The 22,852-nt window shown below is 46.9% G+C and carries 22 protein-coding genes, 1 tRNA gene, 1 rRNA gene and 1 pseudogene; 19 read left to right on the plus strand and 6 right to left on the minus strand.

The window, feature by feature from the left end; genetic code table 11:
- The first annotated feature begins 171 nt into the window (after window positions 1-171).
- The 14 genes and pseudogenes from rrf (at window position 172) to NE623_RS05045 (ending at window position 14,183) form a co-directional block, all read left to right on the plus strand.
- A 5S ribosomal RNA gene (rrf, locus tag NE623_RS04980) occupies window positions 172-288 on the plus strand.
- A 12-nt stretch (window positions 289-300) separates the two neighbouring features.
- Window positions 301-376, plus strand: a tRNA-Lys gene (locus NE623_RS04985).
- Between the two features lie 190 nt (window positions 377-566).
- Window positions 567-758, plus strand: a complete 192-nt coding sequence (locus NE623_RS04990; RefSeq protein ID WP_256276138.1) for a hypothetical protein — start codon at window positions 567-569, stop codon at window positions 756-758.
- On the plus strand, window positions 755-1,693 hold the full coding sequence (locus tag NE623_RS04995) for a ParM/StbA family protein (RefSeq protein WP_305146086.1): 939 nt from the start codon (window positions 755-757) through the stop codon (window positions 1,691-1,693). Before NE623_RS04990 ends, NE623_RS04995 begins: the two co-directional genes overlap by 4 nt.
- Window positions 1,694-2,120: 427 nt before the next feature.
- Window positions 2,121-2,561, plus strand: coding sequence for a M23 family metallopeptidase (locus NE623_RS05000; protein ID WP_256271547.1), 441 nt, complete (start codon window positions 2,121-2,123; stop codon window positions 2,559-2,561).
- A gap of 293 nt (window positions 2,562-2,854) precedes the next feature.
- Entirely contained in the window at window positions 2,855-4,018 is a 1,164-nt protein-coding gene (locus tag NE623_RS05005; protein ID WP_256271245.1) for a starch-binding protein, read from the plus strand.
- Window positions 4,019-4,096: 78 nt separating this feature from the next.
- Window positions 4,097-5,323: an extracellular solute-binding protein gene (locus NE623_RS05010; protein WP_256271246.1), complete on the plus strand. Its 1,227-nt coding sequence runs from the start codon at window positions 4,097-4,099 to the stop codon at window positions 5,321-5,323.
- 17 nt (window positions 5,324-5,340) lie between these two features.
- Window positions 5,341-6,231: a carbohydrate ABC transporter permease gene (locus NE623_RS05015; RefSeq protein ID WP_256271247.1), complete on the plus strand. Its 891-nt coding sequence runs from the start codon at window positions 5,341-5,343 to the stop codon at window positions 6,229-6,231.
- A 3-nt stretch (window positions 6,232-6,234) separates the two neighbouring features.
- Window positions 6,235-7,089: a sugar ABC transporter permease gene (locus NE623_RS05020; protein WP_256271248.1), complete on the plus strand. Its 855-nt coding sequence runs from the start codon at window positions 6,235-6,237 to the stop codon at window positions 7,087-7,089.
- 25 nt (window positions 7,090-7,114) lie between these two features.
- Window positions 7,115-8,842 (plus strand): glycoside hydrolase family 13 protein, encoded by a 1,728-nt coding sequence (locus NE623_RS05025; protein WP_256271249.1) that lies wholly within the window; start codon window positions 7,115-7,117, stop codon window positions 8,840-8,842.
- A 3-nt stretch (window positions 8,843-8,845) separates the two neighbouring features.
- Window positions 8,846-9,853: a LacI family DNA-binding transcriptional regulator gene (locus NE623_RS05030; RefSeq protein WP_256271250.1), complete on the plus strand. Its 1,008-nt coding sequence runs from the start codon at window positions 8,846-8,848 to the stop codon at window positions 9,851-9,853.
- Window positions 9,854-9,927: 74 nt separating this feature from the next.
- A pseudogene (locus tag NE623_RS14995) lies at window positions 9,928-11,148 on the plus strand (alpha-amylase family glycosyl hydrolase); the annotation flags it as partial.
- A gap of 318 nt (window positions 11,149-11,466) precedes the next feature.
- Window positions 11,467-12,135: a carbohydrate-binding module family 20 domain-containing protein gene (locus tag NE623_RS15000; RefSeq protein WP_256271548.1), complete on the plus strand. Its 669-nt coding sequence runs from the start codon at window positions 11,467-11,469 to the stop codon at window positions 12,133-12,135.
- A gap of 449 nt (window positions 12,136-12,584) precedes the next feature.
- Window positions 12,585-14,183, plus strand: coding sequence for a peptidoglycan DD-metalloendopeptidase family protein (locus NE623_RS05045; protein WP_256271251.1), 1,599 nt, complete (start codon window positions 12,585-12,587; stop codon window positions 14,181-14,183).
- Between the two features lie 75 nt (window positions 14,184-14,258).
- Here the strand turns inward: NE623_RS05045 and NE623_RS05050 are convergent, their stop codons facing one another.
- The 6 genes from NE623_RS05050 to NE623_RS05075 form a co-directional block, all read right to left on the minus strand.
- Complete coding sequence (locus tag NE623_RS05050) at window positions 14,259-15,089, minus strand: NPCBM/NEW2 domain-containing protein (RefSeq protein ID WP_256271252.1); 831 nt, start codon at window positions 15,087-15,089, stop codon at window positions 14,259-14,261.
- Window positions 15,086-15,418 (minus strand): winged helix-turn-helix domain-containing protein, encoded by a 333-nt coding sequence (locus NE623_RS05055; protein WP_256271253.1) that lies wholly within the window; start codon window positions 15,416-15,418, stop codon window positions 15,086-15,088. Before NE623_RS05055 ends, NE623_RS05050 begins: the two co-directional genes overlap by 4 nt.
- Window positions 15,405-16,010: a hypothetical protein gene (locus NE623_RS05060; RefSeq protein ID WP_256271254.1), complete on the minus strand. Its 606-nt coding sequence runs from the start codon at window positions 16,008-16,010 to the stop codon at window positions 15,405-15,407. The genes NE623_RS05055 and NE623_RS05060 overlap by 14 nt, the downstream gene beginning before the upstream one ends.
- A gap of 267 nt (window positions 16,011-16,277) precedes the next feature.
- Window positions 16,278-17,642, minus strand: coding sequence for a hypothetical protein (locus tag NE623_RS05065; protein ID WP_256271255.1), 1,365 nt, complete (start codon window positions 17,640-17,642; stop codon window positions 16,278-16,280).
- Window positions 17,643-17,712: 70 nt separating this feature from the next.
- Window positions 17,713-18,504 carry a C39 family peptidase gene (locus NE623_RS05070; RefSeq protein ID WP_256271256.1) on the minus strand — a complete coding sequence of 264 codons (792 nt, stop codon included), beginning with the start codon at window positions 18,502-18,504 and terminating at the stop codon, window positions 17,713-17,715.
- 297 nt (window positions 18,505-18,801) lie between these two features.
- On the minus strand, window positions 18,802-19,173 hold the full coding sequence (locus tag NE623_RS05075) for a helix-turn-helix domain-containing protein (RefSeq protein WP_256271257.1): 372 nt from the start codon (window positions 19,171-19,173) through the stop codon (window positions 18,802-18,804).
- A 158-nt stretch (window positions 19,174-19,331) separates the two neighbouring features.
- On the opposite strand from NE623_RS05075, the gene NE623_RS05080 reads away from it, so the two are divergent.
- The 5 genes from NE623_RS05080 (at window position 19,332) to NE623_RS14865 (ending at window position 22,510) form a co-directional block, all read left to right on the plus strand.
- Entirely contained in the window at window positions 19,332-20,123 is a 792-nt protein-coding gene (locus tag NE623_RS05080; protein WP_256271258.1) for a LytR/AlgR family response regulator transcription factor, read from the plus strand.
- Complete coding sequence (locus NE623_RS05085; protein ID WP_256271259.1) at window positions 20,090-21,412, plus strand: sensor histidine kinase; 1,323 nt, start codon at window positions 20,090-20,092, stop codon at window positions 21,410-21,412. Before NE623_RS05080 ends, NE623_RS05085 begins: the two co-directional genes overlap by 34 nt.
- A 91-nt stretch (window positions 21,413-21,503) precedes the next feature.
- Entirely contained in the window at window positions 21,504-22,064 is a 561-nt protein-coding gene (locus NE623_RS05090) for an accessory gene regulator B family protein (RefSeq protein ID WP_256271260.1), read from the plus strand.
- Window positions 22,065-22,096: 32 nt separating this feature from the next.
- Window positions 22,097-22,249, plus strand: a complete 153-nt coding sequence (locus NE623_RS05095) for a hypothetical protein (RefSeq protein ID WP_256271261.1) — start codon at window positions 22,097-22,099, stop codon at window positions 22,247-22,249.
- 159 nt (window positions 22,250-22,408) lie between these two features.
- Entirely contained in the window at window positions 22,409-22,510 is a 102-nt protein-coding gene (locus tag NE623_RS14865) for a DeoR family transcriptional regulator (RefSeq protein ID WP_370866689.1), read from the plus strand.
- Window positions 22,511-22,852: the final 342 nt, after the last annotated feature.

The following is a 22,852-nucleotide window of genomic DNA, read 5'->3' on the forward strand; positions in this document are numbered from 1 at the left end:
CAGCTAGCGTGTACTAATAGGTCGAGGGCTTGACCCCATCTTGATCAGATACTCTGTTTGCAAAAGCGGTTCGATATTCAGTTTTGAGGGTACATCCCTTGACAGGAAAGTGCGAAAGTGCTAGAATGTCTAAAGAAAAAAAGAGAAGCATGATATTAGGTCATGGAAATGGCCGGTGTCGATGACGGTGAGGTTCCACCTGTTCCCATTCCGAACACAGAAGTTAAGCTCACTTGTGCCGAAGATAGTTGGCTGGAAACGGCCTGTGAAAATAGGTAGATGCCGGCTTCTCTTTTATAAGCACCATTAGCTCAGTTGGTAGAGCAACTGACTCTTAATCAGTGGGTCCTGGGTTCGAGTCCCCGATGGTGCACCACAAACAGCCACACAATTTATTTTGTGTGGCTGTTTTTAATAGTTGTCGCAATATTTGGGGGACAATTATTATGGCCGCTGACATGGCTGATAGTCAGCGGTCTTTTTTGTTTTTCAAAAGAAATTCTACAAATTTAAGAGTCAGAGAGATCGTGGCATAAATACAACTGCCTATAAGAGTAAGCAGCAAAATGATTTCTTCGAAAGTCAAATATTCACCTCCCTGCGGAAGCGACAACCGAAAAAGTATTATAGCAAGAGGGAGTGGGATTTGTCAAAATATAGAAAATGCAGCTAAGGCCGATTTATTGGAAGTAAACAATAAATCGGCCTTTTTTATATATAACCAGAAATATCAAAGAAGGGAGGAAGATTCACCATGAGCATCATTATCGGCATTGACCACGGCTACTATGCTATCAAAACAGCCCACTGCTCGTTTCCGGCAGGGCTGACAAGCTACGGAGAACACGAACCCTACACCCGCCAAGGACTCTTAGAGTTTGGCGGGGGCTTTTTTGTTTGTGGCTCCGGGCGGCAGCCTATCCAGCGGGACAAGACGGCGAACGACAATTATTACCTGCTGACACTGGCAGCTATTGCAAAAGAAATCCAGCAACGCGGTCTGCCGCCCGAATGTTCGGTGCGCATTGCGGCGGGTCTGCCGCTGACAAGTTTTGGGCGCGACAAACCCAAGTTCAGAGAGTATCTGTTGCGGAGCAAGCAGCCGGTGAACTACAAGTTCGAGGGCGTGGAGTACAGCATTACCATCGAGGAAGTTGCTGTCTTCCCTCAAGGCTACGCCGCCCTTATGACCGAAGTGGGGCTTTTGCAGGACGAACCGTCCATGCTCCTCATGGATTTGGGCGGTTGGACGGTGGACCTCATGCGCATCGACAATGCCATCCCTGCGGCTGACACAGCTCACAGTCTGGAGCTCGGCATGATTCGTTGCGTAGATGACATTCGGGAGCAGGTGCGGCGAGAAACCGGCCTGTCACTCACGGATGCCCAAATCGAGAATATGCTGGCAGGGCAGCCCTGCACGGTCAGCGATACAGCAGAAAACCAAAGCCACGCTTTCGGCAATTCGGCACTATCTCGAAAATCTACGCAGCCTTGTAACTGCAATTATTTCGGGCACAAGCGTCGTACTAAGCATAGTTATTATAATCTGCCTTGTGGCCTTTGTGTCCGGCTCGGCTTACGGCATTTTCTTTGCCGCCGATGCCCCCAACGCAGCGTCCGTCACCGTGCGCGAAGCCGTAGAAACCCTGACGGCAGAATACCGCGACAGACTGGAAGAAATCTCCGATAATGTACAGCACGACCGCCAAGACATTACAGCCAACGATGATGTGTACTACATCCGCTGGCAGGACGTCCTGGCGGTCTTTTCATCGTATGTATCCGGCAATGAACAGGGCACACCTGTAGCGGCGCTGACAGAGGAACAGGTGGATAAACTGCGGGAAACTATGTGGGCAATGAACGCAGTGGACTATTCCACCTACCCGGAGACGACTACCATAGACACTACCGATGAGGACGGCAACCCGACTACCACAGAAATCACCGAAACTGTCCTTGTAATCGATCTGACCCACAAAACACCCGACGAGATGGCGGCAGATTATCATTTCACCCCCCGCCAAAACACTTACCTGCAACTCCTGCAAGACCCGCAGTATGAGGAATTGTGGGCAGAATTGCTCGGCGGTTTTGCACAGGGCGGTGGAGAACTTATGTCCCCGGACAGCACCCGCATCCCGACAGGCACCCTGCAATGGCCGCTGCCGGTTGCAGGTACAATTACCTCACAATTTGGCCATCGTGTGGACCCCATCACCGGCGAGGTAAGCTCCCACACCGGCACTGACATTGCCTGTGCCGAGGGAACACCGATCCTCGCCGCCGCAGATGGCGTGGTCACTGTTGCCAACGGCCTTGACAACTGGGGCGGCAGCTACGGCTATTACATCCAAATCGACCACGGCGGCGGGCTGGAAACGCTGTACGCTCACTGTTCGTCCATCTGCGTCACCACCGGTCAGCAGGTGCAGGCCGGGCAAGTCATCGCTTACGTTGGCCACACCGGCCGGGTTACAGGTAGCCATCTGCATCTGGAAGTAAGAATTGACGGCAATCGTGCAGATGCAATGCAATTTTTACACTATAAAATTTAAGAGAATCTTAGACGGCTGTTAAAGCAGTGTACAAAAATGAAATGGGAAACAAAAGGAAAATAAAGAACTTCAAAAATTACAAAATGGTTACATGCGGAAGAAAAACACAAAAATTACTGGCAAACTGCACATTCAAATAGTGAATACATGATGAAATATGCACAAATTGAAAGGAAACCGTTTCCCTATTTCTTTGTTGACGTGGCTTGCTGGGAGTGTTACTCTGTAGATGTCAAGGATGCGCATCAGAAAATCTCAAAAACTCTTCACCGTTTGGAAAGAAGGAAACAAATATGAGCAGAGTAAAACACTTGTTTGCAGTTGTGCTGGCGGCATTGATGCTGTGTCTGCTTATGCCTGTTGCTGCGTTTGCAGAGGAAGCATCCGATGGAAAAATGATCGTCTACGCAAAACTCCCGTCTGACTGGTCAGACCCGCACCTGTGGGCATGGGCAGACGATGGCACAAACGCTTTTGATGCATGGCCCGGTGGCGAGATGGAAGCAGATAGCAACAATGATGGCTGGTATTACTGCTGGATTCCCGAAACCACCAACAACATTATTATCAGTGCGAATGATGCAGCGGTTCAGACCAGTGACTACAAGCTGGAAAGCAAAAATGCTTGGGTCACGGTGACTGATGCAGAAAATGTGGAAATCAGTTACGATGCACAGACCACCGGTGATCTGCCGGAGTATGTAGAAAAATTCAAGATCCATGCGCAGGTTCCCGATGATTGGCAGGACGTCTGCCTGTGGGCATGGTCTGCACCGGATGGCAAGAATGCTTTTGAAGCATGGCCCGGCAAGACCATGAGCAAAGGCGAAGATGGCTGGTACACTGCCAGCGCTCCCGTTTGGGTGAACAGCATCATTGTCAACGGCAACAGCGGCGATGTGCAGACGGAGGATATCTCCATCGATGCAGCTGAGGTGTGGGTTACGGTTTCTGAGGACGGAACTTCCGATTTTACTTACAATGATCCGAATGCTCCCGTTGCAGAAGATATTACCGTTCATGTAAAAGCTCCCGCAGACTGGAGCGAGCCGCATCTGTGGGCATGGTCCGCACCGGACGGCACGAACGCATTCTCTTCTTGGCCTGGCGAAGCCCTGCAGGAAGGGGAGGACGGCTGGCTGACGCTTTCTGTTCCCGGCTGGGTCAACAGCATTATCGTGAATGGCAGCGATGGCAGCGTTCAGACCAGTGACCTCAGTGTGGAAACAGGCAAGGATCTGTGGATCGTGGTGAGCGATGCGGAAAATGCAGAAGTCACCTATGAAGCCCCGGCTGAGACTGTAGAAACAGCAGAGGCTCCTGCTGCAGAGAGCGAGCCTACGGTTGCAGCGGAACCCGCAGAAACCAAGTCCAACGCGATGCCGATTGTAATTGTCGTTGTTGTGGTGATTGCTGTTGTGGCAGGCGGCGTGGTCATCTCCAAAAAGAAAAAGTAATCTTCCTTAGAAAATCATAGAGTACGGGCTGAACAGCCCGTACTCCTTATTTGACACAATCAGAAAGGCAGGTATTCCATGAAGCGCCTGATAGCAGGATTTTTAAGTGTATGTGTAGCGGTATCGTTGCTGATGACCGGCTGCTCGTCGGGCGGCACGGATAATACTGCGCAGACAGATGGCCCGGTTACCATCACAATCTGGCACGACAAAGAAGATGAAGTCGCACAGGCGTTGCAGACGGAGTTGGATACGCTTGCCCCGGATATCGTGGTAAAACTGGAAAAGAAAGACGGTCTGACCGATTCGTTGAAGATGGTCGGCAACGATCCGAACTCTGCCCCGGATATGTACTTCTTTGCCCACGATAAAATTGGCGTTTACGCTGAAATGGGCATTCTCGCACCGATAACGGATTTCGTTGACAAGAGCACCTTGAATCAGTACATACCGATGACGATTGAGGCTGCTACCTACAAAGGGGAAGTGTATCAGCTTCCGATCTACTTTGAGACGCTGCTCTATATGTACAACAGACGTTATATGAGTGATGATGAAGTACCTTCGACCACAGAAGAACTGTACAAATATATGCAGGAAAACACGAAAGGCGGACATTACGGCTTCGTGGAACAGCACAGCACGGCGTACTATGCTGCAGGCTGGCTTCATGCATTTGGCGGTTACATTCTGAACGAAAATGGCAAACCAGGCCTCGATGATGAGAACACCATCAAGGCACTGGAATACCACAAGAAATTCGTGGAGCTTATGCCCACCGAGGGTGAGTATTCTACCGTGAATACGCTGTTCCGCGAAGGCAAAGCGCACTCCACCATCGGTGGTCCCTGGCTGGTTCCTACGGCGCGCGAGAGCGGTATTGACCTTGGCATTGCACCGATGCCTACTGTAGATGAGACCGGCAACAAAATTGCACCGTATTCTGGTGTGCAGGGTATCCATGTACTGAAAGTCGCAGCTGAGCGCAAGCACGATGCCATTGCAAAGGTCTTGCAGGTTCTGACAAATGATTCCGTTGGCATTGCGATGGCGAAAGCAAGTGGCTGCGCCCCTGCGAAGCAGAGTTGCTATGATGACCCGGTTATCAGCGGTGACGACATGGTTATGGCTATGTATGATACGGCACAGGATGCAGTTCCCATGCCGAACGTTCCCGAAATGGACGTTATGTGGACGGTTACGGAAAATCTGCTTGTGGATGTCAACATGAGCGGAAAAGATGTCCGTAGCAGCGCACAGGCCGCCCAGCAGCAGGCAGAGAGCCTTATCAAACAGATGCAGTGATGCGGAAAGGCCGCACTATGAAGAAAAATAAAAAAGAAACGTTTTGGGCCTATTTGTGCAGCGCCCCCTCGTTGCTTTTGATTTTGCTGATCGTTGTATTCCCAATTCTGTACACGGCGTACATCTCCTTTACAAACATGAATGTTTACCATTGGTTCAACTTCTCGTTTGTAGGGCTGAAGAATTATAAAGACGCGCTGTTTGTTTTTGATTCCGGCTTTTTGGCGGCACTGCTTCGGACCATACTGTGGACTGTTCTGAATATGGTGCTGCAGCTTGTGATTGCCTTTGTGCTGGCCAGCCTTTTGAACATACAGGATTTTAAGGGCAGGCGGGTCTACAAGACATTGCTTATGATCCCTTGGGCCATGCCGGGGTATGTGTCGATCCTGCTTTGGAAAAACGGCATCTTCAATTCGCAGTTCGGCTTGCTGAACCAGTGGATGCAGAAGCTGGGGCTGGCGACAGTGCGCTGGCTGGCAAACGATGTCTCGGCATTTCTCTGCTGCACGGTTGTCAACCTTTGGCTGGCGCTGCCGTTTATGATTATGATTATGGATGGTGCTTTGCAGGCGGTGGATCATAGCTGCTACGAGAGTGCGATTCTCGATGGTGCAAACTGGTTCCAGCGGGCGTACTTTATTACGATTCCCGCAATCCGCCCGATTATTGCTCCGTCGGTGCTGATTACCGTGTTTACGACATTTAAGCAATTCGACGTGGTATACCTGCTGACACAGCAGGCGGGTGCGAAAACCGGTGCCAATATCCACACGATCCTGACCTATGCCTACGAGAACGCCTTTATCACAAACAATTACGGATACAGCTCTGCGGTCTCCATTTTGATTTTTGCTATTTTGATTCTGTTCTCGATGGTGACCAGCCGGAAAGCAAAGGAGGGGTAACAGATGACGCGGCATCAAAAGCGTATGCTCAAGCAGGCAGCCAAGCAGATTTGTCTGCATATTCTGTTCATCGTGATTTGTTTCGTCACGCTGATCCCGATTTTGTATGCACTGTCGGTTTCTTTGAATGCCGACAACAGCCTTGTGAGCTCGGACTTCCGTTTTATCCCGAAGAACTTCACACTGCGGAATTATGTTGCGGTCTTTACCGAAGAACCTGTCATGCTGTGGTTCAAAAACAGTATGACGCTGGCGGTAGTCACCGTTGTTATCTCGCTGGCAGCAGCAATTCCGGCTGCCTATGCGTTTTCCCGTATGCGCTTTAAGGGGCGCAAGCCGATATTGAAGCAGTTGGTTCTGCTGTACTCTTTTCCCTCCGTCCTTTCCATGTTTGCGATTTATACGCTGCTGCGCCCGCTGGGACTGATCAACAGCAAAGTTGGCTTGATTCTGATTTATACCGGAACGATGGCTGAGTTTGGTCTGTTGAACATGAAAGGATACTTTGATACGATACCGCGCGAAATCGAGGAAGCGGCGGAAATTGACGGTGCAAGCGGCATCCAGCTTGTCACACGCATTGTTCTTCCTCTGGCGCGCCCCAGTATTTTGGTTACGGCGGTTATGATCTTGATTTATGTCTGGAATGAATATCTCTTTGCAACGACCTTTATGACAGGTGCCGAGAATTATACACTGGCAGCCGGATTGTACTCTTTGCAGGCAACAGAAATGAGCGGAAGCTGGCCCGTTTTTGCAGCAGCCTCGCTGGTAGTCAGCCTGCCGATTTTGATTGTGTTCTTTGCCGTACAGCGTCATATGACCTCCGGCCTGACTGCCGGTGGTGTCAAAGGTTGATTGCCCCAAACAGGGAGATGACACAATGAATTTTGAAGCCATCCAACACATCCCGATGTCACAGCAGGCACACGGAATTGACCCAAACCATGTCGTGTTCCGGCTGCGCGCCGGGCGCGATGATTTAAAGCACTGCATGTTGTTTTATGCAGACCGAGCCTGCCGCCTGACACCGGTTATTTTCTCGTCTGTAGAGATGCAGGTGGAAGCGCAGGACGAATGGTTTGATTACTTCCAAGTCATCTTGGAAAGCCCCTATAAGCGGATCTGTTACTATTTTGAACTTGATGACGGAACGCAGAAGCTGCTGTATTACGGTGATTTCTTTACAGACCATCGCGTGGACGACAGGTCGGAATACTACCAACTGCCGTTTAACCATCCGGCAGACATTGCAGCGCCGCCCGCATGGGCGCAGGATGCAGTAGTTTACAATATCTTTCCGGACAGTTTCGCCACGGGTCGCCGCTTTATCTCTGGCAAATCATCCGAAAAAGAGTGGAACGGTCAGATCACGCGCGGAAAACTCGGCGGAACGCTGCGCGGCGTGATCGAGAATCTGGATTACATTCAAGAACTGGGTGCTACCTGCATTTACATGAATCCGATTTTTGCAGCAGGGGAGTACCACAAGTACGATTTGCTGGATTATCATCACATCGATCCCTGTTTCGGTACGGATGAAGATTTCCGACAGTTGGTCAACGACTGCCATGCACGGGGAATGCGTGTGATTATTGATGGTGTGTTTAACCATGTGGGGTGGAATTTTTTCGCTTTTGATGACGTGGTACGCAATGGCGAAAACTCAAAATATAAAAACTGGTTTTACCATCTGCAATTCCCTGTAGAGAGGCCGGAAGCCCCCGAAACCTATCCGACCTATGAATGCTTCGGCTATGAGCGCATGATGCCAAAAACCAACACCTGCAACCCGGAAGTACAAGAGTATTTCTGCGAGGTGGGCCGCTATTGGGTGAGGGAATTTGATATTGACGGCTGGCGTCTGGATGTTGCCAGCGAGATCAACGACGGATTCTGGCGGGTATTTCGACAGGCGGTGAAAGAAGAAAAGCCGGAGTGTATCCTGATCGGTGAGGTATGGGAAACTGCCCAGCATTGGCTGAACGGTGATATCTTCGACTCCACCATGAACTACGATTTCCGCAAGCACTGCCGCCGTTTCTTTGCCGAGCAGAGTATCGATGCAGCAGAATTTGATGCCCGCGTGACCAATATGCGGATGCGGTATAAACTCCCGGTACTGTACGCGCAGCTTAATCTGCTGGACAGCCATGATGTGAGCCGCTTCTATTCTCTGTGCGAAAAAGACCCGGCAAGGATGCAGCTCGCTGTGCTTTTCCAGATGACTTTTACAGGGATTCCGTCTGTCTTTTATGGTGACGAGCGCGGCATTTACGGTTTGCAGGAAGCAGAGTACCGTCATGAAATGACATGGCCGCAGGAGCCGCCGGCCTTGGCAGAGTTTTATAAAAAGGCGATGCATCTGCGAACGGAACACCCGGCCCTTTGCCGAGGCAGCTACCATACCATTAAGGCCGAAAAGGAAAATGGGCTGTATGGGTATGAGCGCACCGATGTGAAAGAAAAAATCACTGTGTTCCTCAACAATCAATCTGCCTCCGCAGAAATTCCTCCGATGAACGGAAAGATGCTGTGGCAGCAGGGATACGAGGAAAAGAACAACAGCCTTGCCCCTATGGGGTTTGCCGTATTCACACAGGAGGTGTAAAACGTGAGCGTGACGATTCAGGAAGTGGCCGAAGCTGCGGGCGTGTCCAAGGCAACCGTCAGCAAGGTGCTGCATAAGTCATATTCTATATCGCAGGAAACCTGTGACCGGGTAAATGCTGTCATCAAGGAACTGGGGTATCAGCCGAATCGCCGCGCACAAAGTTTTGCTACCGGCGCAACAAAAACGATTCTCTTTTTGGCAGAAATGCAGCATGGCGTAGGATTTGATAACCCGCATCTGTTTGAAATCATGGCCGGAGTAGAGAACGCGCTTTCCGAAAAAGGGTATGGCCTAATTGTGCAGCACAGCACGGCGCTTGATCTTTGGCAGCATTTTGATGAACTGCTGCAGGGCTCCTATGTGGATGGTGTAATTCTGCACGCATCAGTCGTGTCAAAGGATGTGGCCCTTTGTCTGGCACATACGGAACTGCCCTACATTGTTGTAGGTGCGCCGGATTTCTCCAACCAGCTTTGCTGGATCGATACCAATAACTCGGTGGCCGGGCAAATTGCAGTTACACATCTGTGGCGCAACGGATATGACAGGATCGCATTCATCGGTGGCCCAAAGGAAGATACAATTTCTGCGCACCGTCTGAGCGGCGCACTTGCCACTCTGAACGAGAAAATCCCGGCAGGATATTTGCGGGAAGGATCGCCCACCTGTGAGGGCGGCGCAGCAGCCGCACGCGCCCTGCTGGAACTGCAGACACGGCCCAACGCTGTGATTTGCGCAAACCAGTATATTGCGTTTGGCTGTGTAAATGAATTGAAGGCTTCCGGAATACGCATCCCGGAAGATATGGCTGTTATCACATTTGATGATTTTCCATTTTCTAAAATCATTGAACCGCAACTGAGTGTTGTGAACCTCGATATGTATGATATGGGTGAGCAGGCTGCGAAAGTTGTTCTGCGGCGAATCCGGACACCGCAGTATCTTGTACAATCGCAGACCACGCTGCCGATATTGATAGAACGACAATCGACAAAGAAGTTACCGTAAAGGAGGTAAGTATGGCTAAACATTTGGCAAAAAAGGCAGCGTGCCTTATCGGATCTGCAGCAGTTGCACTCTCGATGACGCTCGGAGCATTCCCTGTGTATGCGGATTCCGCTGCATCGGCTCCGGAACTGGGACCAGTTACGTCCAAGGATGTCGTCTACCAAATCATCACGGACCGTTTCTATGATGGAGACACATCCAACAACGTTCCCGCAGGATTTGATGCAACGCTCTATGATGGAACCGGGCAGGATCTGAAGCTCTACCAAGGCGGCGACTGGGCAGGCATCATCGAGAAGATCCCTTATTTAAAAGGTATGGGTGTCACGGCGGTTTGAATCTCCGCACCGTATGAGAACCGTGATACGGAGATCATCGACTACCAAAGCGATGGCAGTCTCAACCGGTGGACGAGTTTCCACGGCTACCATGTTCGCAACTATTTTGCGACAAACAAGCATTTCGGAACGCTGAACGAGTTCAAGGAACTGCGGGATGCACTGCACGCCAACGGCATTAAGCTGGTTATCGATTTCGTTACCAACCACACCAGCCGGGAAATGAACCCTACCGCGAACAATATCCCGGAAGATGGCAAGCTGTACGAGCCGGATCGCAAAGAGGATGGTACCTTTGCATTCAATGAGAATGGTGAGCCGTATGATTACAATGGGGATGGCTTGGTAGAAAACTTGATTGCCGATCCTCAGAATGATACCAATGGATGGTTCCACGGTTTGGGTGACCGCGGTGATGATAGCAGCCGATATGGCTATCGCTATAAGGACCTCGGTTCGCTGGCTGATTTCTCACAGGAGAATCAGGATGTTGCGGCATATCTGGAACAGGCAACCCTGTTCTGGGCGGATATGGGTGTAAACGGTATCCGCCATGATGCTACGCTCCATATGGATGCGGCATTCGCAAAGGGGCTGAAAGATGCGGTTGATTCGCATAATACGATTACCCAGTTCGGTGAGTTTTTCATCGGGCGGCCTGACCCCAAATATGACGAGTATGTCTATTTCCCGAAGCAGACGGGCATAAACAACCTTGATTTCGAGTTTTATCGCGCAGTGTCCACGACCTTTGGCGACTTCTCGACAACGATGGCGGACTTTGGCAATATGCTGCAGTACACGCAGGACGATTATGACTACGAAAATCAGGCGGTAACGTTCCTCGATAACCACGATGTGACGAGATTCGGCTACACGCAGAGAAGCCAAAAGACCTACAATGCAGCCTTGGCAACGCTGCTGACATCTCGTGGTGTTCCCAACATCTACTACGGTACGGAGCAATATGTTGTCCCTGCAGATGGCAGCGATGTCTCTGGACGTATCTTCATGCAGACGGATAGTTCGTTTGATACAGATACAACGGCCTACAAGCTGATTGGCAAGCTGTCGGAACTGCGTCAGCAAAATGATGCCATTGCGTATGGTACTACCACGATTCGTTACAGCAATGATGATGTCCTTATCTACGAGCGGAAGTTCTATGATGATGTTATACTTGTTGCAATAAATCGCCAGCCGGATAAAGCGTATACCATTGACAATGTGGAAACGTTGCTCCCGGAAGGTGAGTATGTGGACTTCCTCGGTGGTATGCTGAACGGTGAAAATATCAGCGTCTATGCCTCTACAGGAATCAATACTACGGCATCGATCACGCTGGATGGCGGTGAGGTAGGCGTTTGGCAGTACGATGCGGCAGCCAGCGCACCCGAAATCGGAAATGTTGTTTCTACGATGGGGCGTGCAGGCAACCGTGTTTACATTTACGGTGATGGACTTGATGGTAATATCTCGGTCAAGTTCGGTGAAACCGAAGCAACGGTTGAAAGCAATACCGCAAATGAAATCGTGACGTATGTTCCAGACAATGCAGTGGCAGGGTACAATGATATTACGGTTACGAAGGGAGATGCTGTCAGCAATTCGTTTACCTATAATGTCTTGTCTGGTGACCAGAACCAAGGCATTTTCCATGTAAAAGCTGAAACCAGCTACGGTGAAAACATTTACATTGTAGGTAATGTGCCAGAGTTGGGAAGTTGGGACCCGGATAAATGCACTGAAGCGCTGCTGAATCCCAATTATCCTGAATGGTTCCTCCCGGTCAGTGTTCCGGCAGGAACGGAAATCCAGTTCAAGTTCATCAAAAAGGACGCGAACGGAAACATTACGTGGGAGAGCGGTGACAACCGCGTGATTACTTCCTCGTCTCTTAGCGCCGGCACGGTTGATACAGAGGTCTACACTTGGAGAAATTGAGATACTAACGCTATTATCAACAAAGCCATAAGATACACAAATGCCCATTGGTTCAAAAAGCCGATGGGCATTTGTGTGTTTTATGGAAAATTTTGTTCATAGATCAAAATTGATTATGCTCTATATGTCAACGGTTCTGATATTTGTATGACCGTCAATCATTAGGTGTGGACAGAACAAGTTATGGGATTCTACCAATCATATTAGGAAAATCACAAATAATCATCATTATCTGGAGGTTAAAAGTTGACGGTAGTTGTAATGTGAGGTAGTGGCATTCACCAGGAAAAGTGAAATCCAAAAATAAAACTAGCAAATACAACAAAAAAGCAACGAGAAATTGTTCAAACAGACAAATTTGTCGATGAAATTGACGAAAGGCGAAACCTTTTTTAATACAGTACGGATTAGTGATATACAGATTTCAAATAAAAAGAAGGGAGCCAAACATGGTGAACTGTAAAAAGAGAAAAAATATGACAGGAACCGTTGATAATGCAGTAGAAGAAATTAAAAACTTTTTCCATACACTGCAAACATCAGAAAATTGGTTTAGGTTTGGAGTAACGTTTTCAACGCAGGAAAAATACTATTTCTTAGATACGGGAACAGGTAAAATTTTTCGAGTGAATCAACAGGTATATCGTGTACTGGAGTGCATTCTCAAGACAAACAACTTCGAAAATTTGTCTTACTTGGGAATGACAGAGGAAGAACTATTGCTGGCTTTGAAAGAAATAGAAAAGGCCGTAAAAGAGGAGCACATATTGCAGGCACCCCGGGTGACAGGGATGGTCTATTATAAGGAAGACATAGAAAACAGTCTGGATCATGCAATGCAGGCTGTAACATTGGAAATAACGGAAAGATGTAATTTGCGTTGCGATTACTGTATTTACAATGAAAATGACAGTGTTTTCCGTCAGTTTGGAAGTACAGATATTTCGCCTGACACCATAAAAACAGCACTCGATTTTTTCTTTGCGCGTTGCGGGAAAGAATTTAATGTGGGTTTTTACGGAGGCGAACCACTTATAAGGTTTGATCTAATAAAAATAGCGGTTGAATATGCTGAAAAACTGGTTGATGGAACGAACAAAGAATTACACTTTTTCTTTGCTACGGAGTCCCCGGACGAAAATGCTATCAGTTTACAGGATGCCGTAGAACAGCTTACCGAAGAATATCGGGACCGGCTGGAGGAAATCGAAGCCGGTACAGAATACAACCGTCAGGAGATCCAGTCCAACGATGGCAGCTATGCCATCGCGTGGCAGAATGTCCTGGCGGTCTTTGCGTCTCAAACGGCGGGCGATGCCAACGGTGCCGCAGTAGCCTATCTGGATGAGGATAACGTGGAGCGGCTGCGCACCGTGCTGTGGGATATGAACGAACTGTATTGGCGCACCGAAAGCCAAACCCATGAGGTAGAGCAGACCAATGAAGATGACGAATCAGAAACCACGACCATCACCGAAACGGTGCTGATCATCGAACTGATCCACCACACTCCGGAAGAAATGCGGGATGCTTATCATTTTACAAACAGGCAGAATGAGTACCTGACACTGCTTTCCGGTGATGAGACATCAATACTTTGGGGGGAACTGTTGGGTGGGTTTGTGCAGGGGAGCGGCGAAATCATGGCTCCCGGTATGGATACAGTATTTGCGGACGGCGCTCTGCAATGGCCATTGCCGATTGCTGGAACGATCACTTCTCCGCAGGGATACCGCACCGACCCCGTTACAGGCGAGATCAGCTACCACAGCGGTACAGACATAGCAGCGCCGGAAGGTACACCAATTTTGGCCGCTGCAGATGGTACAGTAACCATCGCCAACGCCACCGACAGCTGGGGTGGCAGTTACGGGTACTATGTCAAGATCGACCATGGTGGAGGGCTTACAACCTTGTATTCCCATTGCTCCAGTATTTGTGTTACAGTGGGCCGGCAGGTGCTGGCGGGGCAAGTCGTTGCCTATGTTGGCCAGACAGGAAGAGCGACAGGGCCTCATCTGCATTTTGAAGTACAACAAAACAAATGATGAACGGGAATACTAAAGGACTATTTGCAAAATAGTGGTGCGAGCAACAGCCGTATGAAAGGCTCTCGGTTCACGTCATTGTAAAACAGTCAATTTTGTATCTGTAATATAGCAGTAACTATTTCCGGTTGCATTCGTATTAACTGCTTTCATCATCAGAACCTTGCCACCATTGACACTTACACTGATTGGAAGAACATTTTCGTCACGAACGATGTTATCAACACGACCAACCAATACGTCATCTATATAGACTTCAACACTCATGTTGGCATCACGACTAGTATCATCAGAGGTTACGATATTTGCCTCGAACGTATCATATTTGCCATCCAACTTAAACTTGGCCCAAGCCTCCTGCCATGGCTCTAATTGATACGAAATACTATGTGTTGTACCGTACAAATCTTTGACGGAGGAAACTTGTTTACAACGTTCACTATCGAGCATTTCCAAATTGTCTAGACGCTTAGTCTCTATTTCATCCAAATACCCCTGGGCTACGACAGTATCGATTTCATCTATTGAGTATGTGTTTAACAAGACGGATTTTAGATTTTCCACCTGTTCTTTCAATGCTGCATTTTCACTTTGAAGAGTTTGTGCCTCACTGGTCAATTGTTTGTTTTGATCTTTTGTTGAGTTATACACATTAATTAGCTGCGCTGTAGCAGCGACAGTATCACCTGATTCTGTTAAATTGCTTGTTTGCGCATCTTCTCCTAAGGTCGAAATTACATTTACAATTGTCTGTTGTGAAGCGGTTTGCAGATTTGTTACTTCATTTTTGAGATTGTTCGCAACTTGCGCTTGAAAGATTCCGAAAACAGCGCCAATTAAGCCAAAAAGTGCTGTGAGCAGCGTTATAACGTTGTTGGCTGTTTTGGATTTATCTTCTGATTTCATTGCTGTACTTCCTCCTTTTCGCTCGGTGACTGCAACCTATAGCCGATTCCTACGACAGTTTTTGGACCGTCCAAACCCAGCTTTTTTCTTATATTACAGATATGGATATCTACAGTACGGGTATTTAAATCGGACGGGAAATTCCAAACTTCGGACAGAATTTGCTGCCGCGAAAGCACTCGCCCTTGATATTGGAGCAGATAACATAACAGACAATACTCCATTTTGGCAAGATGAACTGGTTTTCCATGCAGAAACACCATGTGGGTAGCCAGAGTCACTTTGATTGCGCCATAAACGATGAATGCAGATTCATCATCCTTCTGCATTTAGAGCTACCCCTTTCATTTCGTAGTCATCCTGCAAGTATCCTGCCAAGGCGATGACTACCAGTAGCGCTGCTGCAACAATCAGAAGGATCATCCAAGCATTGTTATATGGTAGACCTTCCTCCCCGGCGTAACCTTGAGTTGTCAGAAAATTTGCCGCATGGAACAATGGCCAGAACCCCAGCCACTCTATCCCGCCCTCCATACCGGAAAGGCTCAGCAATGCCGGAAGACAGTACCCTACCGCGCTGACAAACAAAGCCGGAAGCAGATTGCCAAATGCCCGCCCGAGGGTGAGGGTAATGGCGCCCATACACAAACAGGCCACTACACGGCAGAAAAGCCAGAATAACAACACATCTGATAGAGTTACGAACGAAGGTAGGCTCTCGAATTCCGAAATGCTCATCGCTGGGGCAAGCAGGGCGGGCAAACCATAGTCTCTCAGTACTTGGATCAGATGCGGAAGGCAGGAGGATACCGCGATGACTGCAGCCACACCAGCACTGACTGCCAGTTTTGCTCGAACTGTGCGCTTGCGGCCCAACGGTGTCACACAGAGGATGGTTTCCATGCCGCCGCGACGTTCCATGGAAAACATCCCCGAAAAACAGATCGCGCAGGCCAGCGTGCCGGTGATAATTCCGATGAGGGAATTTTTTTGCTGCGCATTTGGGGCTCAAAGGGCCGTAAAACCCTGGGCCGATGGTCAGGAAAACAACGACCAGGGCGCACTTTTGGCGGGGGCCAGGGGAGACCTCTTTACCGAAGCCCCTGGCTCGGGGGCCTGGGCATAGGTCTTTTCGAGGTTGTCGGTAGTCAGTTTTCGGGCCTTTTTGGGGGGACACGGAGAGCAGGATTAGGACTCATTTGTTTCTTCTAGTCGATTATCAATTGCTTCTTCGATTTCTGACGCCGGCAATATTTCCTCTTTTCCAAAACTACTATTGGAAGATTCAAAAACAAGAATATCGCCCAACGAATTGCCAAAAAAAATATGGCGATTACTGTTAATTGAATCTACTTCAAGTGGAATTAATGTTGTTTGATCATCAAAAAATAAGTATAGTTGCGATGAGTAACGAGATTCCTCAAAATCAAAGTTATCAGGAAGAGTGCTGAATAGAAATACGTCTTTATATGGATGCTTCCACAATAGCTCGTCTGGATAATTGGTCAAATTTTCGGGAAATGAAATATTATTACCTTTGCCATCAAATGCCACAGTGGGCGGTTCTTCTTGCGGATCATAAATTCGGGTAAAAAATGTGTTCCCCACAGTTTCCAACTTGAATGGATTGCAATTTCTTGCTGAATATGGGGTCAATGCTGAAATTTCAAACTCTCTTAAACGGTTTCCGTCGCGATCTAGAATAAGCATGCTATAGACATACTTTTCATCCGAACGCTGTTGTATTTGCATAACAGCTATTTGATCTGGTGATACATCATAGACCCACGGACGCTTTTTCTCGAACGGAACAGATCTTTGGTTTGTTTCTGCTTGATAAATAATGCGACATTCATCAGTTGAAATGGAGTAAGAAAGAATGGTTGGCGTATAGGTGTCACCTCTAACAGCATCAACCATTAAATAGATTTGGTCATTATCACAACTTTTTTGAAATGTATAAAGCGATTGAACCGTTTCACTATAAACGATTTCCATTTCACCTGTATTGCAATCAATTTTCTGCCACTGAACTATCAAGTTGCCGCCGTCATCAACAACACATGGGGCACGGAAATAGTAGCGGTCATCTAAAATAGTACCATTTTCATAACGATAATCGTACGCATAGTTTCCTATCTGAGAGAGTGCCCCTTCATTCACATTATATTTATAGAGGGTAAAACTACTACCATTGGCATCATAAACCATTTCCTCAAATAGAATCGTATTATTCCCGTATACCAGCGGATATAGTTGCTCGGATTGATCCGCAACTTGAATTTCATTATCTGCAAGGGCTTTACTATTAGCTCTTGTAGATTTTCCTGATATCTGTAATGCTTTACCTAATGTGATTTCATTACTCGGCACATCATCTTCAATACTGCCCAAATTCTTATTACTTGCTGATGAGGATGTTTCAGACGTTGCTTGCGAATCAGGAAATGAAGCAGAGATTGAAGATGATTGATCTGAATAAGCGCAAGAAGACAGTATTGTGGCTGCAAGACACATTGTCAATGCTCTTATATGTATAGATACCTTTTTCATAACAACCTCCAGCCCCCACTGCCGATTATCAACAAACAGGCAGCGGGGACTTCTTCACGCAATATAGAATTTAGAAGATGGCTCGATCGCAGACGTTATTTACAGCAGTATATGTCACACTATATTTGCCAGAACTGTAACCGCTAACACGATCTGCATAGGGGTCGGTTACATTACATACTCGGCCCGAATCAGTATATCCGTTCAGGTTCATGTAATGGCCGGACGTCGTATAGGGCCACTTGGAAGTGTCGTTAATACCATTTCGACCTGCATTTGCATTCGAAATGGAAACGTGAAGAATAATAGGCGCCCCTGTTCCAATGTTATTTGTGACCAAGGTAGGCAACGTGCTATTGTCCCAGTACCAGAGAACCTGATATCCCAAGCCAAAAGCGTTGTTCAAATATGTGGCGATTCTGTTAGTATCAGTGCCGTAGGTTGTTGTTCCCAACGCACTTGCGATTTGCGACTGGGAAGGGAGGTTGACATCGGTGCGCAAAAAGAAACGATAAGTCTGCCTTGTCGTTGCAGGGCCGCAATAGTAGTTGTTTTCCTGACTATAAAACGGAACATTCAGGTTTTGGCTAGTTGCATAGGGTGTAATGGGTACCAGTTTTCCGCTTGCGATATCCTGTACTTGCTGCATATGTTCCAACGCAGCAGAAATGTTTGATTCAGAGCCATTGTTTTCTGCATCGGCAATAAACCGATTGCGCTGTTCCTCATAAGAAATATAGGGCGTGTAATCGCGTTCAATCAGTGTATTGCTATTATCAGCCGCAAACGCTGGTACAGCCATCACAACCGCCACCATCAGGGCCAGACATGCAGTTAGAAGTTTCTTGCTCAGGGTTTTCATCACGTAAATCCTCCTTTTCATGAGATTTTTCTTTGTGAATTGATTAATGGGGGAGTGCACCAATACTGCGCGCCGGTGTTGGCCATTACAAGTCGTGGTCGATTCCCGGGTGCATCAACCCTTTCTTGTAACTAAACCATATCACGGCAAAGCAACGGCTTACCACAAATATGTAGTAAAATGGGGGCGATTCGACATAAAAGACGAGTGGACAGTATGTAAAAAGACCCGGCGCTATTAAAGGCCGGGTCAATGTGACGTATTTATGTTGTACAAATGAGTCCTATTGGGTTCATTCTATTTAGCCAACAGACGAACAACCTCAGCAACCAAACGCAATCGCTGGTCTGTGTTTTTTGCGTTTAACGAGGTATCTTCAAATGCTTGAACTATTGCAGTGACAATTTTTTTCTGCTCTTGCGTTAGAGTATGCACTGAAAGCAAATCAGCATTTTCTCCATAAACTAAGGTGTCGAGGGAGACACCAAGCAGATCGGCCATTTCGATAAGGCAATCAACAGACGGTAACTTGGCGTTTGTCTCGTAAGCACTGATAGTAGAGGCTTTCTTCCCCAATTTGTTGCCCAGCATTTGCTGTGTCCAACCTTTGCCCTCGCGCAATTTGCGGATGTGGTCTCCGATATAATTGTGGCGTTCTGTATCTTTCATGTCTTACATCCTGTTTGAAGCGGCCTGTCGCCGTATGATTATCTCTAAGGTAAGACAATTTTATACTATTGGACTTGCCAATTGGTGTCATTTTAAGATATTATTACACTTAAAGTGTAATATGAAGATAAAACTTGACTTTTGGGAGATTTAATCTTATGTTGTATGATAAAGAAGGACAACTGCTTCGTCGAAGTAAAGGTGAGGATGCCAATATGAAGGAAATAAATATTTTACTATGCGATGATGATAAAGATTTCTTGCGGCGGTTGGCAGATACTGTGACCAAACAACCCTTGCCTAAAGGCACATCTGCAAATGTAACTATGAGCAGCCACCCGGCAACCCTTACAGACCGGCAGCTGTCGGAGTATCAAATTATGTTTCTGGACATTGACATGGAAGAACGAAGCGGAATGGATATCGCACGCCGAGTGCGTGAACTCCATCTCGATACGATTTTGATCTTTGTAACAAATTATCCGCAATTTTCGTTGGAGGGGTATGAAGTTCGTGCATTTCGCTACCTACTCAAACAGGAACTTGAGCAAAAGTTGCCATTGTATTATCGGGATGCGTTGGCGGAATTCCCACGGGAGGAAAAGTCTTTGCAATTCTCCATCAATGCAGAACCGTACAGTGTCCCCTACGACAACATTCTTTATCTGGAAAGCCGACATCGAGTTATTTATTTGTATACAGTGAATCTGGGACGTGCCGGAGATCATTTCTATGGCAGGATGGAGGATTTGACAGAAGAACTGGAACCAGAGGGCTTTTTACGTATTCAGAAAAGTTATCTGGTCAATATGGCACACATCAAAAAGCTTAATTTCGACCATGTGCTTCTCAGTAATGGTGAAGAATTGCCTGTTAGCCAAAAGCGCTATGCACAGCTTAAGATTCAATATTTGGGATGGAAAAACAAGCAGTGGGGGAAATCACTGTGATAGAGTATTTTTTGACATACCTGTGGACAGCGTTGGATTACGTCGGTGCTACATTTCTTTTCGATGGATTCGCAACCAGACGGTTTAAGCGACTGGCCTTTTGGGGAATCACGGGCAGCTATATCTTGTTTGAGAGTACGGTACTGAATCTTATAATGCCTGCAACAGCCAACTACAGGATGGTACTGTTCGCACTGATTTTTTATGCGATTTTTTACATAGTGCAGTACAATAGTACTGTTATCTTTTGCCTTTTTATGGCTGTGATTTGTTATGCTATTAGCTGCTGTGTAGATGACATGTGTTATACATCCTTGTTTTTATTCACAAAAACAAATTTTGTAAGCACTTTTTTCTTGCCGTTTACTGTGCGTTGCATAACAGTTGCTATCTGCTATCTGCAAAAACGATTGCGTACAAAAAATGGGGCATTGCCGGCAAATTGGAAAACGTATATAGTTCCAATGCTGATTTCGCTTGCTAATATATTGTTGGTGTTCTATTTTGGTGCAAGTTTTCGGTGTGGTCAAATGGCGGAAAAGCCACTGTTTGTTTGTGCCCTATTCTTGACAAGCATACAAGTGGCGGCGCTATTTCTTGTTAGCTGGATGGAACAAAATGCACATTTTCGAGAAGAAGCCCTCAGCTTGCAGACAAAGGCCAAAGCTCAACAAGAAAACATTGATGCATTAAGTGCAGCGTATGCGCAGCAACGTAAACTGACCCATGATTTCCACGCGCATTTGGATTTGTTGGCGGCTTTTCTGAATCGAGAGGATGGAACCGAGAATGCGCGAAACTACATCCGCAACTTGCAAAAAACTACTATTACAAGATTACTTCTTGTATCTACAAAAAACACCTCGATGGATGCATTGCTTAACCAAAAAGCTTTGTTGGCAAAAAAGAGAAATATTGACATCCAGTTTATGGTAAACGATCTTTCCCCTTTGAAACTTTCCATTGTGGATTTGACGGTCATTATCAGTAACATTTTTGACAATGCCATTGAGGCGTGTGAAAAGTTGCCAGAGGAGGAACGCCAGATACGGGTACAAGTTCTTTTGGAGGAGGAAGAACTTTTCTTTTCTGTACATAATCGCTCGCTGCCAGTATCCATACAGCCGGGACAATTGCCGCCTTCTACCAAAGAAAACCCGACACTCCACGGCTATGGCCTTGAAAACGTTCGTTCCATTTTGAAAAAATACAAAGCAGTTTATACTATGGAATACCAAGAGGGGTGGGTTTATTTTGCTACGGAACTGCCAAATACTTTGCTTTCATGACATAAAAATCGTCTTTTGAGACAAAAAGCTGGCAAACCGCATTGCTATGCTTTAGTATATTCAATATGAGTAGAAACTAAAAGGAATTTTTATGGAACTGTTGGCAAATAAATTGACAGACTGTTGTTTACGGGCAAAGCTTATTGAAGAAAATCAATCCGATTGGTGCCGGTATGCATTACAAATGCGTATTACCAATGTGGGTGGTTTTTTAATCCTAATGGCATTTGGTCTGTTTTTGGCCCCTTGGCCGCAGGTAATACTGCTTAATCTGGGTGTGGCATTTTTGCGCAGAAAGACCAATGGATTGCATATGGCAACCGTAGGAGGATGTTTTTCTTTTTCATTACTTTGTGAATATGGCTGTTTAGTTGCCATAAAATTTATGCAACCTTTGATAGCCTTGGCTTTGTTTATATGTGCAACGATTACAATTCTTGCGTTGGCTCCTTGTAATAATAAAGAAATCCATTATACAGAAAAAGAAAAGAAATGTCTTCAAAAGGCAGTACATAGAAGGATTGCGGAGTACGCACTTATTGTAATGGTACTATTTACTATTGAACCGGTGTTTTCTTATATATTGATTATGGCAGAATCAAGCGTTGCATTGCTTGTTGTTTTAGCAAAGCGAGGTTTTGGTATTCAATAGTGATCCGTTACAGACGAAAAGGAGGTGCGTTTATGAAATTGCAAGCAAAATTGTATAAAGGTGTTCGTAATGTATTGCAAAATATGTTGCAGCGTGAGGCCGGCAGCGAGCCGTGTACGACTTTTTGGTCTTATCAGCCCCACCGCCCTGAAACACCCCTGCCGCAGCCGAAAGATAAAAAATAATGGTCGCTCTTAAATCGCTCTAAATGAATACGCGCCCGCCGCATCTTGTATGCGGCGGGCGTTTTTTGTCTCTAAATATTTTTTTGTTTTAATGTAAAGGTCTATTTGACATTTGGCAGCTACAATTTTGACAGAGCCAAAACAAGGTGGTGAAGGGAAGTGGACGCGAACTGGCGAAGAGATGCGATTGTTGAGCTTCTTCGCCAGAAAGGCAAGGTAAAAGCACGCGAACTGGCCAAACGGTTTCATGTGACTCGGTAAACAATTTGCCAAGATATAACTGTCTTATCGCTTCGTTGCGATATTTACACAGAGCGCGGTCAGAATGGTGGAATCTATCTGTTAGAGAAAAAGAGACCTGTCCGCAAATCGCTCAGCTCATCGCAGATTGAGGTCCTTGAGCAACTTTTACCATCTTTATCCGAGGAAAAGCGTCTTATCGTCCAGTCCATTCTCCATGATTTTGGCTCCTAGCGGGCAGCATGCCCGACCTTGATAATTGAATACTCAGCACGGAGGCACGTTCCCAGAACAGGAAGCGTAATCAGAGAAGCGCCATGACATACAATCAGTACCTGACAAGGATGTCACCGGATTGTACCG

Source organism: Gemmiger formicilis (genome assembly GCF_024462815.1).
In the GTDB taxonomy this organism is placed as follows: domain Bacteria; phylum Bacillota; class Clostridia; order Oscillospirales; family Ruminococcaceae; genus Gemmiger.

What these genes read in the sequence shown, in the direction of transcription:
- NE623_RS05080 (WP_256271258.1), top strand. Translation starts at nt 19,332, where the DNA reads ATGTTGTATGATAAAGAAGGACAACTGCTTCGTCGAAGTAAAGGTGAG.
- NE623_RS05085 (WP_256271259.1), top strand. Translation starts at nt 20,090, where the DNA reads ATGGAAAAACAAGCAGTGGGGGAAATCACTGTGATAGAGTATTTTTTG.
- NE623_RS05015 (WP_256271247.1), top strand. Translation starts at nt 5,341, where the DNA reads ATGAAGAAAAATAAAAAAGAAACGTTTTGGGCCTATTTGTGCAGCGCC.
- NE623_RS04995 (WP_305146086.1), top strand. Translation starts at nt 755, where the DNA reads ATGAGCATCATTATCGGCATTGACCACGGCTACTATGCTATCAAAACA.
- NE623_RS05065 (WP_256271255.1), bottom strand. Translation starts at nt 17,642, where the DNA reads ATGAAAAAGGTATCTATACATATAAGAGCATTGACAATGTGTCTTGCA.
- NE623_RS05070 (WP_256271256.1), bottom strand. Translation starts at nt 18,504, where the DNA reads ATGAAAACCCTGAGCAAGAAACTTCTAACTGCATGTCTGGCCCTGATG.
- NE623_RS05060 (WP_256271254.1), bottom strand. Translation starts at nt 16,010, where the DNA reads ATGGAACGTCGCGGCGGCATGGAAACCATCCTCTGTGTGACACCGTTG.
- NE623_RS05055 (WP_256271253.1), bottom strand. Translation starts at nt 15,418, where the DNA reads ATGCAGAAGGATGATGAATCTGCATTCATCGTTTATGGCGCAATCAAA.
- NE623_RS05020 (WP_256271248.1), top strand. Translation starts at nt 6,235, where the DNA reads ATGACGCGGCATCAAAAGCGTATGCTCAAGCAGGCAGCCAAGCAGATT.
- NE623_RS04990 (WP_256276138.1), top strand. Translation starts at nt 567, where the DNA reads ATGATTTCTTCGAAAGTCAAATATTCACCTCCCTGCGGAAGCGACAAC.
- NE623_RS05050 (WP_256271252.1), bottom strand. Translation starts at nt 15,089, where the DNA reads ATGAAATCAGAAGATAAATCCAAAACAGCCAACAACGTTATAACGCTG.
- NE623_RS15000 (WP_256271548.1), top strand. Translation starts at nt 11,467, where the DNA reads ATGCTGAACGGTGAAAATATCAGCGTCTATGCCTCTACAGGAATCAAT.
- NE623_RS05045 (WP_256271251.1), top strand. Translation starts at nt 12,585, where the DNA reads ATGGTGAACTGTAAAAAGAGAAAAAATATGACAGGAACCGTTGATAAT.
- NE623_RS05005 (WP_256271245.1), top strand. Translation starts at nt 2,855, where the DNA reads ATGAGCAGAGTAAAACACTTGTTTGCAGTTGTGCTGGCGGCATTGATG.
- NE623_RS05095 (WP_256271261.1), top strand. Translation starts at nt 22,097, where the DNA reads ATGAAATTGCAAGCAAAATTGTATAAAGGTGTTCGTAATGTATTGCAA.
- NE623_RS05075 (WP_256271257.1), bottom strand. Translation starts at nt 19,173, where the DNA reads ATGAAAGATACAGAACGCCACAATTATATCGGAGACCACATCCGCAAA.
- NE623_RS05010 (WP_256271246.1), top strand. Translation starts at nt 4,097, where the DNA reads ATGAAGCGCCTGATAGCAGGATTTTTAAGTGTATGTGTAGCGGTATCG.
- NE623_RS05000 (WP_256271547.1), top strand. Translation starts at nt 2,121, where the DNA reads ATGTCCCCGGACAGCACCCGCATCCCGACAGGCACCCTGCAATGGCCG.
- NE623_RS05090 (WP_256271260.1), top strand. Translation starts at nt 21,504, where the DNA reads ATGGAACTGTTGGCAAATAAATTGACAGACTGTTGTTTACGGGCAAAG.
- NE623_RS05025 (WP_256271249.1), top strand. Translation starts at nt 7,115, where the DNA reads ATGAATTTTGAAGCCATCCAACACATCCCGATGTCACAGCAGGCACAC.